The sequence below is a fragment of the Pseudomonas sp. SYWMCR5 genome (genome assembly GCF_057197165.1).
The window spans coordinates 358,342-374,172 of sequence record NZ_JBXUNH010000006.1 but is presented as its reverse complement, the minus strand read 5'-3'; the positions used below and the strand labels follow the sequence as shown (position 1 = coordinate 374,172).

Here is a 15,831-nt window from a genome sequence, read left to right as displayed (position 1 = left end):
AAGAGCTTTTCGTCTCAACCGAGGCGCGCATTCTACGCTTTCCTCATTGCCTGTCAAGCGTTTATTTTGAAGTTTTTCGCGAGAAACTCGTTTAGCTTCAAACACTTGACTCGCTGCGATCTCTCGTAGCGGGAGGCGAATCATACAGCACTCGAAGATGCTGTCAACTGCCTTTTTCACCGCTATCGATCAGATGACCGAAGCCCTTCACAATGCATCGAATTCGCTTAACTCGTTGATTAACAAGGAGTTTTGCGTTCCGTTTGCTGCGGAAGTGGGGCGCATTATAAGGGGATCTGAGAGGGCGTCAACCTTTTATTTCAGTTATTTGAAAGATCCTCGGCGCAGACCTTATATAGGCCACCAAGTGCCTGCCTCAAACTCTGCTGCGCCTACAAGATCGAGCGCCGCGCGGGCGGCGCTCGATTTTAAGGGCGCCAGAATCCCCAAGGCAGGCACCTTGCAGCCACCCATTAATCCAAACCAGGCCTCACCCACCCCACAAACCAAAACGGGGAGGCCTGTCGGCCTCCCCGCTTCTCACATCACCACAACCTTACAAGCTCGGGAACGCAAACTGCGACGCCTCGTGGCTCTTACGCTGCGGCCAGCGCTGGGTAATCGCCTTGCGCCGGGTATAGAAGCGCACACCGTCCGGCCCATAGGCATGCAAGTCGCCAAACAGCGAGCGCTTCCAGCCACCAAAGCTGTGATAGCTCACCGGCACCGGCAGCGGCACGTTCACCCCAACCATGCCCACTTCGATCTCGTCGCAGAACAGCCGCGCCGCCTCACCGTCACGGGTGAAGATGCAAGTGCCGTTGCCGTACTCGTGATCGTTGATCAGTTGCATCGCCTCTTCCAGGCTCTGCACACGCACCACGCACAGCACTGGGCCGAAGATCTCTTCCTTATAGATGCGCATCTCCGGAGTGACGTTGTCGAACAGCGTCCCGCCAACGAAGTAACCGTCTTCATTGCCCGCAACACGGAAGCCGCGGCCATCTACCACCAGCTTGGCACCCGCAGCCACGCCATCGTCGATATAGCCTACGACCTTGTCACGTGCAGCAGCTGTGACCAACGGCCCCATATCCAGCCCGCAAGAGGTGCCTGCACCAATCTTCAGCGCCTTGATCTGTGGCTCCAGCTTGGCAATCAGCGCATCGGCAACCTGGTCACCCACGCACACCGCCACCGAGATCGCCATGCAGCGCTCGCCGCACGAACCATAGGCCGCCCCCATCAGGGCGCTCACCGCATTGTCCAGCTCGGCATCGGGCATCAGCACTGCGTGGTTCTTCGCACCACCCAACGCCTGCACACGCTTGCCGCGCTTGGTGCCTTCGGCATAGATGTACTCGGCGATCGGTGTCGAACCGACGAAGCTCAGGGCCTTGACTTCCGGCGCCTCGATCAGCGCATCCACCGCTTCCTTGTCGCCGTGCACCACGTTGAGGATGCCCTTGGGCAGGCCGGCCTCATGCAGCAGTTGGGCGATGTACAGCGTCGAGCTCGGGTCGCGCTCCGAGGGCTTGAGGATGAAGGCATTGCCGCAGACGATGGCCAGCGGATACATCCACAGCGGCACCATCGCCGGGAAGTTGAACGGCGTGATACCGGCCACCACACCCAGCGGCTGGAAGTCGGACCAGGCGTCGATGTTCGGGCCGACGTTGCGGCTGTATTCACCTTTGAGGATCTCGGGCGCGGCGCAGGCGAACTCGACGTTCTCGATACCACGCTTCAGTTCGCCGGCGGCATCCTCGATCGTCTTGCCATGCTCTTCGCTGATCATCTGCGAAATGCGCGCCTCGTTCTGCTCCAGCAGCTGCTTGAAGCGGAACATGACCTGGGCACGCTTGGCCGGTGGCGTGTTACGCCAGGCCGGGAACGCAGCCTTGGCCGAGTCGATGGCGTCCTGGATGGTGGCGCGGCTGGCGAGCTCGACCTTGCGGGTAGCCTGGCCAGTCGACGGGTTGAAGACATCGGCGGTGCGACCGCCCTTGGAAACCAGCTCACCATTGATCAGGTGCTGAACGATGCTCATGCAGAACTCCAGATAAAGAAGGTTGGAACAGGCGCGCTCAGGCGCCTGTCGTCAGCGTCGGAAAGATCAGTCGATCTGGTTCAGGGCTTCGCCTACCGCGTCGAACAGGCGATCCAGTTCCTGCGGCTGGGTATTGAAGGTTGGGCCGAACTGCAGGGTGTCACCCCCGAAGCGAACATAGAAGCCGGCCTTCCACAGTTTCATGGCCGTCTCGTATGGACGCACGATCGCATCGCCATCGCGAGCTGCGATCTGGATCGCGCCAGCCAGGCCGTAGTTACGGATGTCGATGACATTCTTGGTGCCCTTGACGCCATGCAGCAGGTTCTCGAAGTGCGGCGCCAGTTCGGCGGCGGACTGCACCAGGTTTTCCTTCTGCAGCAGGTCCAGTGCGGCGATGCCGGCAGCACAGGCCACAGGGTGAGCCGAATAGGTGTAGCCATGGGGGAATTCCACGGCGTATTCCGGCGTCGGTTGGTTCATGAAGGTCTGGTAGATCTCACTGCTGGCGATCACGGCACCCATCGGGATGGCGCCGTTGGTCACCTGTTTGGCAATGCACATCAGATCCGGGGTCACGCCGAAGGCTTCGGAGCCGGTCATCGCCCCCATACGGCCGAAGCCAGTGATCACTTCGTCGAAGATCAGCAGGATGTTGTGCTGGGTGCAGATTTCACGCAGGCGCTTCAGATAACCCTTCGGTGGAGGCAGCACGCCAGCGGAGCCGGCCAGCGGCTCGACGATCACCGCGGCGATGTTCGAAGCGTCATGCAATTCGATCAGCTTGAGCATCTCGTCGGCCAGGGCGATACCGCCCTCTTCCGGCATGCCGCGGGAGAACGCGTTCACCGGCAGTACGGTGTGAGGCAAATGGTCGACATCCAGCAGTTGGCCGAACATCTTGCGGTTGCCATTGACCCCGCCCAGGCTGGTGCCGGCAATGTTCACGCCGTGGTAACCACGGGCACGGCCGATGATCTTGGTCTTGGTTGCCTGGCCTTTCAGGCGCCAGTAGGCACGCACCATCTTCAGCGCGGTGTCGGCGCACTCGGAGCCGGAGTTGGTATAGAAGACATGGTTGAGGTCACCTGGCGTCAGCTCGGCGATCTTCTCGGCCAGCCGGAACGACAGCGGGTGACCGAACTGGAAGGCCGGCGAGTAGTCCAGGGTGCTCAACTGACGCGTCACCGCTTCGGTGATTTCCTTGCGGGTATGCCCGGCGCCGCAGGTCCACAGGCCCGACAGTGCGTCGAAGATCTTGCGCCCCTTGTCGTCAACCAGGTAATTGCCTTCGGCCGCCACGATCAGGCGCGGATCACGCTGGAAGTTGCGGTTAGCGGTGTAGGGCATCCAGTGAGCATCCAGCTTGAGCTGGCTGGCCAGGCCGGACGGGGCGGTTTCGGGCATGTTCATCGGCGGTTCCTCGGAAGACGACTAGGCAACGACGGGTGTTGTTGCAGCTAAATTGTCACGGGGATAAAGTCTGAAAAAGCCAACATTTCTAATCTTCAGTTAGCAGCGGACTAAACTTATGAGTCGTCGCCCCGATCCCCTCGCGCAAGTCAGCGATTTCGATATTCGCCTGCTGAAGATTTACCGCAGTGTCGTCGAGTGCGGCGGCTTCTCGGCGGCGGAAAACGTACTGGGTATCGGGCGCTCGGCCATCAGCCAGCAGATGAACGACCTGGAGCAGCGCCTGGGCTTGCGCTTGTGCCAGCGTGGCCGGGCAGGCTTTTCGCTCACCGAGGAAGGCCGCGAGGTCTACCACTCGGCGCTGCAACTGCTCAGCGCCCTGGAGAGCTTTCGCACCGAGGTCAACGGGCTGCACCAGCACCTGCGTGGCGAACTCAACATCGGCCTGACCGACAACCTGGTGACCCTGCCTCACATGCGCATCACCCACGCGCTGGCCGAGCTCAAGGATCGCGGGCCGGACGTGCGCATCCAGATTCGCATGATCGCTCCGAGCCAGGTCGAACAAGGGGTGCTGGACGGCAGTCTGCATGTTGGCGTGGTGCCGCAGACCAGCCCGCTCTCGGGCCTGGAATACCAACCCCTGTACAGCGAACGTTCGTTGCTCTACTGCGCAGTGGGCCACCCGCTGTTCTATGCCGAAGACCAGAAGATCGACGACCAGCGCCTCAACAGCCAGGAAGCCATCGCCCCGACCTTCCGTCTGCCGGCGGACATCCAGGCGCACTACCAGGCCCTGAACTGCACCGCCAGCGCCTCGGACCGCGAGGGCATGGCCTTTCTCATCCTCACCGGGCGCTACATCGGCTACCTGCCCGATCACTACGCAATGTTCTGGGTCCAGCAAGGCCGCCTGCGGGCATTGAAACCGGCGCAACGCTTCTATGACCTGAGCCTGAGCTGGGTGACGCGCAAGGGACGGCGTCCGAACCTGGTTCTGGAAAGTTTCCTCGAAAGCCTCGCGGCAACGCGCTAATGCTTGTCACTTCGGCACAGGCAGGTAATCTGTCCGACATCCGTTGCCCACAGACCCCGTACGGAAACGTCCATGACCTTTGAAGTCCCTGCGCATCGCCTCTCCGCCTCGGGCAAGCCCGCCGGCCGCATTCGCCAGAAGAACGAACAGGCCATCATCCAGGCCGCCGAAGACGAATTCGCCCGCCATGGTTTCAAGGGCACCAGCATGAATACCATCGCGCTGAAGGCCAACCTGCCCAAAGCGAACCTGCACTACTACTTCACCAACAAGCTCGGCCTTTATATCGCCGTGCTCAGCAACATCATCGAGTTGTGGGACAGCACCTTCAACGCCCTGAGCGTCGAGGACGACCCGGCCGTGGCGCTGAGCCAGTACATTCGCACCAAGATGGAGTTCTCCCGACGCAACCCGCAGGCATCGCGGATCTTCGCCATGGAGGTGATCAGCGGTGGGCACTGCCTGACCGAATACTTCAGCGCCGACTACCGCGAGTGGTTCCGCGGCCGCGCCGCGGTGTTCCAGGCCTGGATCGAGGCCGGCAAGATGGACCGGGTAGACCCTGTGCACCTGATCTTCCTGCTCTGGGGCAGTACCCAGCACTACGCTGACTTCGCCACCCAGATCTGCCAGGTCACCGGTCGCAGCCGCCTGACCAAGCAGGACATGGAAGACGCCAGCAACAACCTTATCCACATCATTCTCAAAGGCTGCGGCATCAATCCGCCCGCCTGACCCGGACCTATGCCCTCTACCCTGCTTGAGCTCTGCGAGTTCCGCGAAGACATCCGCAAGAGCCGCTTCATCACCCTCGCCGGCCCTGTCAGCAGCGCTGCCGAGGCGATGAGCTTCATCGAACGCCACAGCGACCCAGCCGCCACCCACAACTGCTGGGCCTGGAAACTCGGTGCGCAATACCGCAGCAGCGATGATGGCGAGCCGGGCGGCACCGCCGGACGTCCAATCCTTGCGGCGATCGAAGCCCAAGACTGCGATCAGGTGGTCGTGCTGGTCATCCGCTGGTATGGCGGTATCCAGCTCGGCACCGGGGGCCTGGCCCGCGCCTATGGCGGAGGCGCCAACAAATGCCTGCAACAGGCGCCGAAACGGCTGCTTGTACAGCGCAGAGAATTCACCTGCAGTTGCACCTTCAGCGAGCTGGCCTTGCTCAAGCTGCGCCTGGCCGAGGCCGAAGGGCTGGTGCTGGACGAACAGTTCACGGCAAACGGTGTCGATCTGCTCCTGGCGCTGGGCGCAGAGCACGTGCAGACATTTCAGCAGCAATTGGCCGACCTCAGCCGTGGCCGGATTCGCCTGGAGCTTCGCTGAAAGCTGCCCACAACTGCTGTGGGCCTGCCTGTGGATAAGCTTGGGGCATTCTTTTGCAAGCCCTGCCACATATGGCTTTCAGCCGATTGAGCATATTTTGATCACTGTTTTATGACACCTGCAAACCACTGAAAGCCAGAGAGTTATCCCCACCGCCCGGTTTTCGCGGGCTCGTCCGGTGCCCACACGCTTGCGCACAATAACTGTGGAACAGCCTGTGGATAACCCGTGCGCCAACAAGCGGGGCGCCCACCAGCACAAGGCGCGGAGCGTCTGATCATTTTTTGTACAGAAGCAACGCAGGCGAGTCGCGCCCGCCTGGAGTATCCTCGATACCTTTCTTCAAGCGACTTCGGAGCGTCCACATGTCCACAAGCAAAAACGCCCTCATCATCGGCGCCTCTCGCGGATTGGGACTGGGCTTGGTCCAACGCCTGCGTGAAGACGGCTGGAACGTCACGGCTACCGTGCGCGATGCGAGCAAGCCCAGCGCCCTCAACGATGTCGCAGGTGTGCGCATCGAATCTTTGGAAATGAACGATACCGCTTTGCTCGACCGCCTCAAGCAGCGTGTGCAGGGCGAAATCTTCGACCTGGTGTTCGTCAACGCCGGGGTCATGGGGCCGTTGCCGCAAGATCTGGAAACCGTACAAGACTCGCAGATCGGCGACCTGTTCATGACCAATGCCGTAGCGCCCATCCGCGTGGCACGTCGGCTGGTCGGACAGATCCGCGAAAACACCGGGGTGCTGGCGTTCATGAGCTCGGGTCTGGGTAGCGTGACCAGCCCGGATGGCAACGAGATCTGCCTCTACAAGGCCAGCAAGGCTGCACTCAACTCGATGATCAACAGCTTCGTGGTGGAGTTGCAACGCTCCGACCTGAGCGTGCTGGCCATGCACCCAGGCTGGGTGAAAACCGACATGGGCGGCGAGAACGCGGAAATCGACGTGTTCACCAGCACACGCGGCATGCTCGACCGGATCAACGAGCAAAGCGGCCAGGGCGGCCTGCGCTTTATCAACTACAAGGGCGACGCCCTGACCTGGTGAATTGAAAGCCGCGTGGCGAGGCAGTAGACTCGATGCCTCGCCTCGCGGCGGACCTGGATCAGCAGACAGGACAACACTGAGCTGGCTAACCCTGAACCCACTTTCAGAGGAGCCGGCACCATGCCTGCGACCCGTATCTGGTTGAAATCCCCCCTTGCCATCTTCACTGCCAATGATACCGATGCCCGCGGTGGCCTGGTCATCGAAAACGGCCGCATCAGCCAACTGCTCGCCCTCGGCGAACAACCCAACACCCCCTGTGACCAAGTGTTCGATGCCCGTGAGCACGTGGTGCTGCCCGGTCTGATCAACACCCACCACCACTTCTACCAGACCCTGACCCGCGCATGGGCTCCGGTAGTCAACCAACCATTGTTTCCCTGGCTCAAGACCCTTTACCCGGTGTGGGCACGGCTGACCCCGACCAAACTGGCGCTCGCCAGCGAGGTTGCATTGGCCGAGTTGCTGCTGTCAGGTTGCACCACTGCCGCCGATCACCATTACCTGTTCCCCGAAGGCCTGGACCACGCCATCGACGTACAGGTCGAAGCCGTGCGCAAGCTCGGCATGCGCGCCATGCTGACCCGCGGCTCGATGAGCCTGGGTGAAGCAGATGGCGGCTTGCCCCCGCAGCAGACAGTGCAACAAGGTGAGGTGATCCTGGCCGACAGTCAGCGACTTATCCACAGTTACCATGAGCGTGGCGAAGGCGCGCGCATCCAGATCGCCCTGGCGCCCTGCTCACCCTTCTCGGTCACGCCAGAGATCATGCGTGCCAGCGCCGCCTTGGCCGAAGAGCTGGACGTGCGCCTGCATACCCACCTGGCCGAAACACTCGATGAGGAAAACTTCTGCCTACAGCGGTTCGGCCTGCGCACCGTGGACTACCTCGACAGTGTCGGCTGGCTCGGCCCGCGCACCTGGCTGGCCCACGGCATCCACTTCAACCCCGACGAAATCACGCGCCTCGGTGCTGCCGGTACCGGCATCTGCCATTGCCCGAGTTCGAACATGCGTCTGGCCTCGGGCATCTGCCCAACCGTCGAGCTCGAAGCTGCCGGAGCCGCACTCGGCCTGGGTGTAGACGGCTCAGCGTCCAACGATGCCTCGAACATGATCCTCGAAGCACGCCAGGCCCTCTACCTGCAACGCCTGCGCTACGGCGCCGAGCAGATCACGCCCGAGCGCGCGCTAGGCTGGGCAACCCGCGGCTCGGCACAACTGCTGGGCCGTGGCGACATCGGCGAGCTGGCGGTGGGTAAGCAGGCGGACCTGGCCCTGTTCAAGCTCGACGAGCTGCGTTTCTCCGGCAGCCACGATCCGCTGTCCGCGCTGCTGCTGTGCGCGGCGGACCGGGCTGACCGAGTCATGGTCGGCGGCCACTGGCGCGTGATCGATGGCCAGATCGAGGGACTCGATGTCCAAGGCCTGATCGCCGACCATCGTCAGGCGGCAGCCGCACTGATTGCCGGTTGAAGCACAGCGGGGCTGCTGGGCAGCCCCGCCCTACCGAATAGCGCGTAGCCCTGTAGAATGTCGGCCAACCGTACCTGATTCGAGATCACACCCCATGTATGACTGGCTCAATGCCTTGCCCAAGGCCGAACTGCATATGCACCTGGAAGGTTCGCTGGAGCCGGAACTGCTGTTCGCCCTGGCCGAACGCAACAAGGTCGCCCTGCCCTGGGCCGACGTGGAGACGCTGCGCAGCGCCTACGCCTTCAACAACCTGCAGGAGTTTCTCGACCTGTACTACCAGGGCGCCGACGTGCTGCGCACCGAGCAGGACTTCTACGACCTGACCTGGGCCTACCTGCAACGCTGCAAGGCACAGAACGTCATTCACACCGAACCCTTCTTCGACCCGCAGACCCATACCGACCGGGGTATCTCCTTCGAGGTAGTGCTCAGCGGTATCAACCAGGCGCTCAAGGATGGTCGCGAGCAACTGGGCATCAGCAGCGGCCTGATCCTGAGCTTCCTGCGTCACCTCAGCGAGGAGGAAGCCGAGAAGACCCTGGACCAGGCCCTGCCGTTCCGCGATGCCTTCATTGCCGTGGGCCTGGACAGCTCGGAGAAAGGTCATCCACCAAGCAAGTTCCAGCGCGTCTTCGACCGCGCCCGCAGCGAAGGCCTGGTCGCCGTTGCCCACGCCGGCGAGGAGGGCCCACCCGAATACATCTGGGAAGCCCTCGACCTGCTGAAGATCAAGCGCATCGACCACGGCGTACGCGCCATCGAGGATGAGCGGCTGATGCAACGCATCATCGACGAGCAGATTCCGCTGACCGTCTGCCCACTGTCGAACACCAAGCTCTGTGTGTTCGACCATATGAGCCAGCACAACATCCTCGACATGCTCGAACGTGGGGTCAAGGTCACGGTGAACTCCGACGATCCGGCCTACTTCGGCGGTTATGTCACAGAAAACTTCCACGCTTTGCACCAGCATCTGGGCATGACCCAGGAACAGGCAACACGCCTGGCGCAGAACAGCCTGGATGCACGCCTGGTCTGAGTCGCGAGCACAACCGGTATTACAGGGGCACTTCAGCCCACCTGTAATGCCGGCACCCTCGCGATACGGTTGATCTCCTGAATACCCAAGGTGGAAATCTGCATCACGCGCGATCCCTCCTGCTCGCGTATCCAGCCAGACTGCATGAACAACCTGAGCATCGCCTGCCCGACACCGCCGCCCAGGTGGGGGCCGTTGTCACTCCACTCACTGCTGTGACAGACCACACATCCACCACGCTGGCGGGGCGCCAGCGCATCGATATAGACGCCGATTGCAGCCAATTGCACACGCCCTTCCAGGCTCACGGTAGGATGCAGGTCATTGCCCTCCAACCAGCCGGCGGCCACCATGCGTCGATAAAGATCGACCGCAATCTCGCCCCCCAGGTGGTCACCACAACGTCGCGCCCTGCGCAACGACAGCGGCACCTGCAGGGGCCTGACCGATGTTTGGCATTCGGCACGGCCACCAAGCTGCACGCTGGCCAGTGCCTCGACCGCGGCGATCACCTCGGGGGTGGCCAGTCGAAAATAGCGCTTGCGCCCACGCGCCTCGAGGCGCAGCAAGCCAGCAGCCGACAATAAAGACAGGTGGGCGCAGGCCGATGATGGAGTGACGCCGATCATGAGCGCCAACTCATCAGCGTGCCGGGACGAACCATCGATCAAGGCCCAGAGCATGGCACTGCGCTTGGGCTCGGCCATCAGAGCGGCGATCTGACTGATACTGCTGACTGCTTTCATGCTCCATCAACTCCATGCAAAGTCACGTTTCTTGTCCAATGGCCATCCATGGCAGTAGGAATCGCCAGAGGTTGCGGCAGATAGGTGTAGGTGCAGCCTGTCAGGCTGTATGGGAAGCCCCGCCTGGTGGGGAAACCGCTCTCGCTGCAAGGGCCTGCGGGGACAAGTATAAGCCGCCGAAAGCCCTGTACTAGGTGGGTTTGGCCACCGGTTTGCGGCACAAGGCCGAGGGTAGCGGCACCCTTGGCGATATAGGGAAATGCCAGTGAATGACGAGCGCTACCAGCATCCCCTCTAGCATCCCGGACGTAGCCACATACACTGCCAGGTAAAGGCCACAAGAGCGGAACATTGCCGACAGTAGGGTTCCACAAGTAGGGCAAGGAAAAGCGAAGGTTCGTATCTTGATTGAGTCAGCCCATCGCCCCGGGGGTGACCGTCAGTCAGGACGTCGTCGCGGCACATGGCGGGCAATCGGTACAGCGCTACACTGGATTCGCTCTCACCCCGACAGGAGGATGCAGCGATGAAGATTGTCGTCAGTACATCGAACCGCCACCCCAACTGCCCCTGGCAGGTACAGCTCGATCAACATGTGGTGAGTTTTCGCAGCGAGGCGGAGGCCCGGGCATTCGTCGCCGTTCTGGAGACACGCCTGAAGGCCCCTCACCCCCTCATGCAGCCTGCCTGGACTGAAGGCGTCGAGTCAGCATCGCGACATTGACCACCAACACACCGCACAAGCTGATCACCAAGGCCATCGGCACTGCGCTGCCATCATGCAGGACACCCACCAGCGCCGCGGCCCCTGCGGCGACGCTGAACTGCAGGCTGCCCATCAATGCCGACGCGCTGCCGGCCCTGGCACCCTGCCCGTTCATAGCACAAGCCGAGGCGTTGGGAATGATGCAGCCCAGACTGGCGATGCACACGAACAGTGGCACCAACAATGGCCACAACTGCGTCGGATGTAGCAGCGCCACCCCCAGCAGCACTACCCCTGCAGCCAGGTAGAGCCATACCGCTCGGGCCAGCAGGAAGGCTGGGCCGCGCTTGGCCAGCAGCCGGGCGTTGACCTGGGCACAGAGGATGAAACCGGCAGCATTGGTGCCAAACAGCCAGCCGTAATGCTCGGCCGGCACGCCATAGAGCTTGATGAACACGAACGGTGAACCGGCGATATAGGCGAACATGCCGGCGATGGCGATGCCACCCGTCAGCGCATGCCCCAGGAACACCCGATCGCCCAGCAGCCGCAGGTACTGGCGCAAGGCACCCGACAGCGGCTGGCGCGGCACGTGGGCTGGCAGGCTTTCCGGCAGCCCCAGGCTCACCGCCAGCAGGCAGGCGGCGCTGAACAGGCTGAGCACCAGGAAGATCGACTGCCAGCCGGACACATTGATCAGGACGCCGCCGAGCATCGGCGCGAGAATCGGCGCGAGCCCCATCACCAGCATCAATTGCGAGAAGGCTTTGGCGGCCCCCACGGCGTCGCATTTGTCGACGACGATGGCCCGCGACAACACCATTCCCGCACAACCACCCAGTGCCTGGATGAAACGCGCCACGACCAGCGTGTCGAGGTCCGGGGCGTAGGCGCAGGCGAGCGACGCCAGGGTGAAAAGGCTGATACCGAACAACAGTGGCTTGCGTCGACCGAAACGGTCGGCGATCGGACCGTAGGCCAGTTGGCCAAGCGACAAGCCAAGGAAATAGGCCGCCAGGGTCGTCTGGACGTGCTGTTCATCAGTGCCGAAGGCCTGGGCCATGGCAGGGAAGGCGGGGAGATAGAAGTCGATCGCCAATGGCGCGAAGGCCGAAAGAGCGCCGAGGATCAATAGGGTGCGCAGATTCATCGGAAATCCATAGCAGGCTAAGCAACGGACTAGTCTAACTGCACTGGAGGCGGCCTGGTATGAAAAGCTTTGTAACAGTTACACCTGAAAACGGTGGTACCTGGAGCAGGCACCACCGCGAGTCGTCAGGCCGGCTCGGCCTGGTAACCCTCTTCACGGATCGCCTCCAGGATCTGCTGCACCCCGAGCTGGCTCTGAACCCGCACCTGCCTGGCCCCCAGGTCGACCTCCACCTGCGCTGTCGCATCCTGCTCCTGAACCGCACGGGTCACCGCCTTGACGCAATGACCGCAGCTCATGCCCTGCACATTGAAGACTTGCATCGGAACTACCTCCATCTGGGTTTTGCAGAGAGTTTCAAGCTTGCCATCATGGCAAGGTCAAGTTCTGCACAAAACGGCCGGGCTGGAAATCCGCGTGCGGCTCGGCCAAGCTGCGCTTTTGACGACTCGCCAACCAGGAGAAGTTTCATGATCAGGGCAGCATTGGGCCTCGTCGGACTGCTGAGTGCCGTGGCCGTCGTGCCACCGGTCAGCGCCGAGGGCAATTCGGACTACAGCGTGCTGATCATTTCCCGGGAGCGCCTGGAGGTAGCCACCAACTGCGAAATCGGTGTCTACCTCAACGACCAGCTCTCCGGGCGGGTGTTCCAGGAACAATCGACCTCGTTCAACCTGCCGCCAGGGCCGGTGGACGTGCGCCTGCGCCTGCTGCCCGGGCAGGTGCCCGGTTGTGCACCCGGCGTGGAGGACCAACGCAGCACCCGCCTCAACCTGCAGGCGGGCCAGATCAACAAATACCGGATCGCCGTGGGCCAGAATGGGCTGGAATTGAAGCGAGCCGGCCTGGGGTATTGACCTTACCAACATGGCAAGCTTGATGCTGCAGGCTCGATCACGGAGGAAAGCCCATGCCCGCATCAACCACCTTCGACCTGCCGATCGCCGGCATGACCTGCGCCAGTTGCGTGGGTCGCGTCGAGCGCGCGCTGCGTAAAGTCAACGGCGCCGAACAGGTCAGCGTCAACCTTGCTACCGAACAGGCCAGGGTCCAGGCCCCGGCCGAAAGCCTGCCGGAGCTGCTCGAAGCGGTGCGCAAGGCCGGCTACAGCGTGCCGAGCCGCACCCTTGAACTTCAGGTAGGCGGCATGACCTGCGCCAGTTGTGTCGGCCGCGTCGAACGCGCCCTGGGCAAGGTGTCCGGGGTCGAGCAGGTCAGCGTGAACCTGGCCAGCGAACGCGCGCACCTCAGGGTACTCGAAGGCGTCAGCGACGACGCCTTGATCGGCGCCGTGGAAAAGGCCGGCTACAGCGCCAGCCTGCCACGTACCGCCCATGACGATCGCCACGATGCGCGGCGACGCCTGCGCAACGAACGCCTGGCGGTGATCGCCGCCCTGCTGCTGGCCCTGCCCCTGGTTCTGCCAATGCTGGTGCAGCCGTTCGGCTTGCACTGGATGTTACCGGCCTGGGCGCAATTCGTGCTGGCAACCCCGGTGCAGTTCATCCTCGGGGCACGTTTCTACAAGGCCGCCTGGAAAGCCGTGCGTACCGGCGCAGGCAACATGGACCTGCTGGTCGCCCTTGGCACCAGCGCCGGCTATGGCCTGAGTCTGTACGAATGGTCCCAGGCCCATGCGGGCATGGAACCTCACCTCTACTTCGAAGCCTCGGCCGTGGTAATCGCCCTGGTGCTGCTGGGCAAATACCTGGAAAGCCGCGCCAAACGCCAGACCGCCAGCGCCATTCGCGCACTCGAAGCCCTGCGCCCCGAGCGCGCCTTGCGCGTGATCGACGGCCGCGAGGAAGATGTAGCGATCAGCCAACTGCGCCTGGACGACCTGGTACTGGTCAAGCCCGGCGAGCGCTTCCCGGTCGACGGCGAGGTGATCGAAGGCAGCAGTCACGCCGACGAAGCGCTGATCAGCGGCGAAAGCCTGCCAGTGCCCAAACAGCCCGGCGACAAGGTCACCGGCGGTGCGATCAACGGTGAAGGCCGCCTGCTGGTGCGCACCCTGGCCCTGGGCACCGAAACCGTACTCGCGCGGATCATCCGCCTGGTCGAAGACGCCCAGGCGGCCAAGGCACCGATCCAGAAGCTGGTCGACCGGGTCAGCCAGGTGTTCGTCCCGGCGGTGCTGGTGCTCGCATTGATCACCCTGGTCGGCTGGTGGCTGGCCGGTGCACCGCTGGAAAACGCACTGATCAACGCCGTGGCCGTGCTGGTGATCGCCTGCCCTTGCGCTCTGGGGCTGGCCACACCGGCAGCGATCATGGCCGGCACCGGTGTGGCAGCCAGCCATGGCATCCTGATCAAGGACGCCGAAGCTTTGGAGCGAGCCCATGCGGTCAATCGCGTGGTCTTCGACAAGACCGGCACCCTGACCTCCGGCAGCCCGCGCATCGTCCACAGCGAGGCCGTCGTCGGCGACGCACACGACCTGCTGCGCCTGGCCGGAGCCCTGCAACGCGGCAGCGAACATCCGCTGGCCAAGGCCGTGCTGGATGCCGGCGCTGAGCAAGGGCTGGAGATTCCCCTGGTGAGCGATAGCCAGTCGCTGACCGGGCGCGGCATCGCCGGTACGGTCGAAGGCCGGGTATTGGCCCTGGGCAACCGGCGCCTGCTCGACGAAAGCGGCCTTGAGCCAGGCAATCTGCTCGACAGAGCCCAGACCTGGGAAAGCGAAGGTCGCACCCTGTCGTGGTTGATCGAGCGCGCACCGCATGCCCGGGTGCTCGGACTGTTCGCCTTCGGTGACAGCCTCAAGCCCGGTGCCGAGCAGGCGATCGCGGCACTTCACGCACAGGGCATCAGCAGCCACCTGCTGACCGGCGACAACCGCGGCAGCGCCAAGGTGGTCGCCGAGGCGCTGGGCATCGACGATGTGCACGCCGAAGTCTTGCCAGCCGACAAGGCCGCCACCGTCAATGCACTCAAGCAGAACGGCGTGGTGGCCATGGTCGGCGACGGCATCAACGATGCCCCGGCCCTGGCTGCAGCCGACATCGGCATCGCCATGGGAGGTGGTACGGACGTGGCCATGCAGGCCGCTGGCATCACCCTGATGCGCGGCGACCCTCGCCTGGTGCCCGCAGCCCTGGAAATCAGCAACAAGACCTACGCCAAGATCCGTCAGAATCTGTTCTGGGCGTTCATCTACAACCTGATCGGTATCCCGCTCGCCGCCTTTGGCTTCCTCAACCCGGTCCTGGCTGGCGCCGCCATGGCGCTCTCCAGCGTCAGCGTGGTGGGCAACGCCCTGTGGCTCAAGACCTGGAAGCCCACCGGCATCGCTTCGAAGGAGACGCCATGAACATCGGCCAAGCCGCCCGGCGCAGTGGGCTCAGCGCCAAGATGATCCGCTACTACGAGTCCATCGGCCTGCTCAAGCCGGCGCTGCGCAGCGACAGCGGCTATCGGCTGTACCAGCAGGAAGACCTGCACAGCCTGGCGTTCATCAAGCGCTCGCGCGACCTGGGGTTCTCACTGGAAGAAGTCTCCCGGCTGCTGACGCTCTGGCAGGACCGCCAGCGCGCCAGCGCCGACGTCAAGGCACTGGCGACACAGCATATCGACGAACTGAACCGACGGATCGAAGAGATGGTGAGCCTGCGCGACACCTTGAGCGAGCTGGTCGCCCACTGCCAGGGCGATGATCGCCCAGACTGCCCGATTCTCAGGGACCTGGCGAACGAAGGTGGATGCTGTCACTGAACGCTGGCGTGGGCTGCCTGACAACCCACGCCAGCATTTTGGTATGCCATATTAGCCATACCTGGCCAAACCGACCTTAAAATCAAGTTTCATCCAATAAATACGGGAGTTTCACTC

The 15,831-nt window shown here is 62.8% G+C and carries 15 protein-coding genes; 10 read left to right on the top strand and 5 right to left on the bottom strand.

From position 1 onward, the window contains the following. Window positions 1–556: 556 nt before the first annotated feature. Entirely contained in the window at window positions 557–2,050 is a 1,494-nt protein-coding gene (locus tag AC2CGW_RS18125; RefSeq protein ID WP_186666091.1) for a CoA-acylating methylmalonate-semialdehyde dehydrogenase, read from the bottom strand. Window positions 2,051–2,116: 66 nt separating this feature from the next. Continuing rightward, window positions 2,117–3,463 (bottom strand): omega-aminotransferase AptA, encoded by a 1,347-nt coding sequence (gene aptA / locus AC2CGW_RS18120; protein WP_484574397.1) that lies wholly within the window; start codon window positions 3,461–3,463, stop codon window positions 2,117–2,119. Between the two features lie 118 nt (window positions 3,464–3,581). Here aptA and AC2CGW_RS18115 point away from each other — a divergent pair, with 118 nt between their 5' ends. The 6 genes from AC2CGW_RS18115 to AC2CGW_RS18090 all read left to right on the top strand — a co-directional run bounded on the left by AC2CGW_RS18115 (window position 3,582) and on the right by AC2CGW_RS18090 (window position 9,398). Next, complete coding sequence (locus AC2CGW_RS18115; RefSeq protein ID WP_186666088.1) at window positions 3,582–4,499, top strand: LysR family transcriptional regulator; 918 nt, start codon at window positions 3,582–3,584, stop codon at window positions 4,497–4,499. A gap of 72 nt (window positions 4,500–4,571) precedes the next feature. After that, on the top strand, window positions 4,572–5,234 hold the full coding sequence (locus AC2CGW_RS18110) for a TetR/AcrR family transcriptional regulator (protein ID WP_186666086.1): 663 nt from the start codon (window positions 4,572–4,574) through the stop codon (window positions 5,232–5,234). Between the two features lie 9 nt (window positions 5,235–5,243). Beyond that, window positions 5,244–5,828, top strand: a complete 585-nt coding sequence (locus AC2CGW_RS18105) for an IMPACT family protein (RefSeq protein ID WP_484574396.1) — start codon at window positions 5,244–5,246, stop codon at window positions 5,826–5,828. 365 nt (window positions 5,829–6,193) lie between these two features. Further along, window positions 6,194–6,880, top strand: coding sequence for an SDR family oxidoreductase (locus AC2CGW_RS18100; protein ID WP_186666082.1), 687 nt, complete (start codon window positions 6,194–6,196; stop codon window positions 6,878–6,880). 120 nt (window positions 6,881–7,000) lie between these two features. Then, window positions 7,001–8,356, top strand: a complete 1,356-nt coding sequence (locus AC2CGW_RS18095) for an 8-oxoguanine deaminase (protein ID WP_484574395.1) — start codon at window positions 7,001–7,003, stop codon at window positions 8,354–8,356. A 94-nt stretch (window positions 8,357–8,450) separates the two neighbouring features. Beyond that, on the top strand, window positions 8,451–9,398 hold the full coding sequence (locus AC2CGW_RS18090) for an adenosine deaminase (protein WP_186666079.1): 948 nt from the start codon (window positions 8,451–8,453) through the stop codon (window positions 9,396–9,398). 32 nt (window positions 9,399–9,430) lie between these two features. Here the strand turns inward: AC2CGW_RS18090 and AC2CGW_RS18085 are convergent, their stop codons facing one another. Beyond that, window positions 9,431–10,144 carry an ArsR/SmtB family transcription factor gene (locus AC2CGW_RS18085; protein ID WP_186721898.1) on the bottom strand — a complete coding sequence of 238 codons (714 nt, stop codon included), beginning with the start codon at window positions 10,142–10,144 and terminating at the stop codon, window positions 9,431–9,433. A gap of 526 nt (window positions 10,145–10,670) precedes the next feature. Here AC2CGW_RS18085 and AC2CGW_RS18080 point away from each other — a divergent pair. Next, window positions 10,671–10,868: a hypothetical protein gene (locus AC2CGW_RS18080; protein WP_238343432.1), complete on the top strand. Its 198-nt coding sequence runs from the start codon at window positions 10,671–10,673 to the stop codon at window positions 10,866–10,868. Here the strand turns inward: AC2CGW_RS18080 and AC2CGW_RS18075 are convergent. Beyond that, window positions 10,819–12,000: a multidrug effflux MFS transporter gene (locus tag AC2CGW_RS18075; protein WP_288376637.1), complete on the bottom strand. Its 1,182-nt coding sequence runs from the start codon at window positions 11,998–12,000 to the stop codon at window positions 10,819–10,821. The two genes, AC2CGW_RS18080 and AC2CGW_RS18075, sit on opposite strands and share 50 nt — an antisense overlap. A 125-nt stretch (window positions 12,001–12,125) precedes the next feature. Further along, window positions 12,126–12,323 carry a heavy-metal-associated domain-containing protein gene (locus AC2CGW_RS18070; protein WP_186666072.1) on the bottom strand — a complete coding sequence of 66 codons (198 nt, stop codon included), beginning with the start codon at window positions 12,321–12,323 and terminating at the stop codon, window positions 12,126–12,128. 147 nt (window positions 12,324–12,470) lie between these two features. On the opposite strand from AC2CGW_RS18070, the gene AC2CGW_RS18065 reads away from it, so the two are divergent. Genes AC2CGW_RS18065 through cueR form a run of 3 tightly spaced genes read left to right on the top strand, consistent with a single transcriptional unit; the run spans window position 12,471 to window position 15,714 of the window. Next, the gene (locus AC2CGW_RS18065; RefSeq protein ID WP_186666071.1) at window positions 12,471–12,857 is read left to right on the top strand and encodes a hypothetical protein; all 387 of its coding nucleotides are present in this window, start codon (window positions 12,471–12,473) and stop codon (window positions 12,855–12,857) included. A 53-nt stretch (window positions 12,858–12,910) separates the two neighbouring features. After that, complete coding sequence (locus AC2CGW_RS18060) at window positions 12,911–15,313, top strand: heavy metal translocating P-type ATPase (RefSeq protein WP_484574394.1); 2,403 nt, start codon at window positions 12,911–12,913, stop codon at window positions 15,311–15,313. Beyond that, window positions 15,310–15,714 carry a Cu(I)-responsive transcriptional regulator gene (gene cueR / locus AC2CGW_RS18055; RefSeq protein WP_186666067.1) on the top strand — a complete coding sequence of 135 codons (405 nt, stop codon included), beginning with the start codon at window positions 15,310–15,312 and terminating at the stop codon, window positions 15,712–15,714. Before AC2CGW_RS18060 ends, cueR begins: the two co-directional genes overlap by 4 nt. The last annotated feature ends 117 nt before the right edge of the window (window positions 15,715–15,831 follow it).

Excerpts from the sequence above, each read along its gene's own strand:
- AC2CGW_RS18125 (WP_186666091.1), bottom strand. The coding sequence starts at position 2,050 with ATGAGCATCGTTCAGCACCTGATCAATGGTGAGCTGGTTTCCAAGGGC.
- AC2CGW_RS18075 (WP_288376637.1), bottom strand. The coding sequence starts at position 12,000 with ATGAATCTGCGCACCCTATTGATCCTCGGCGCTCTTTCGGCCTTCGCG.
- AC2CGW_RS18115 (WP_186666088.1), top strand. The coding sequence starts at position 3,582 with ATGAGTCGTCGCCCCGATCCCCTCGCGCAAGTCAGCGATTTCGATATT.
- AC2CGW_RS18065 (WP_186666071.1), top strand. The coding sequence starts at position 12,471 with ATGATCAGGGCAGCATTGGGCCTCGTCGGACTGCTGAGTGCCGTGGCC.
- AC2CGW_RS18110 (WP_186666086.1), top strand. The coding sequence starts at position 4,572 with ATGACCTTTGAAGTCCCTGCGCATCGCCTCTCCGCCTCGGGCAAGCCC.
- AC2CGW_RS18070 (WP_186666072.1), bottom strand. The coding sequence starts at position 12,323 with ATGCAAGTCTTCAATGTGCAGGGCATGAGCTGCGGTCATTGCGTCAAG.
- AC2CGW_RS18105 (WP_484574396.1), top strand. The coding sequence starts at position 5,244 with ATGCCCTCTACCCTGCTTGAGCTCTGCGAGTTCCGCGAAGACATCCGC.
- AC2CGW_RS18080 (WP_238343432.1), top strand. The coding sequence starts at position 10,671 with ATGAAGATTGTCGTCAGTACATCGAACCGCCACCCCAACTGCCCCTGG.
- AC2CGW_RS18095 (WP_484574395.1), top strand. The coding sequence starts at position 7,001 with ATGCCTGCGACCCGTATCTGGTTGAAATCCCCCCTTGCCATCTTCACT.
- aptA (WP_484574397.1), bottom strand. The coding sequence starts at position 3,463 with ATGAACATGCCCGAAACCGCCCCGTCCGGCCTGGCCAGCCAGCTCAAG.
- AC2CGW_RS18060 (WP_484574394.1), top strand. The coding sequence starts at position 12,911 with ATGCCCGCATCAACCACCTTCGACCTGCCGATCGCCGGCATGACCTGC.
- AC2CGW_RS18090 (WP_186666079.1), top strand. The coding sequence starts at position 8,451 with ATGTATGACTGGCTCAATGCCTTGCCCAAGGCCGAACTGCATATGCAC.
- cueR (WP_186666067.1), top strand. The coding sequence starts at position 15,310 with ATGAACATCGGCCAAGCCGCCCGGCGCAGTGGGCTCAGCGCCAAGATG.
- AC2CGW_RS18100 (WP_186666082.1), top strand. The coding sequence starts at position 6,194 with ATGTCCACAAGCAAAAACGCCCTCATCATCGGCGCCTCTCGCGGATTG.
- AC2CGW_RS18085 (WP_186721898.1), bottom strand. The coding sequence starts at position 10,144 with ATGAAAGCAGTCAGCAGTATCAGTCAGATCGCCGCTCTGATGGCCGAG.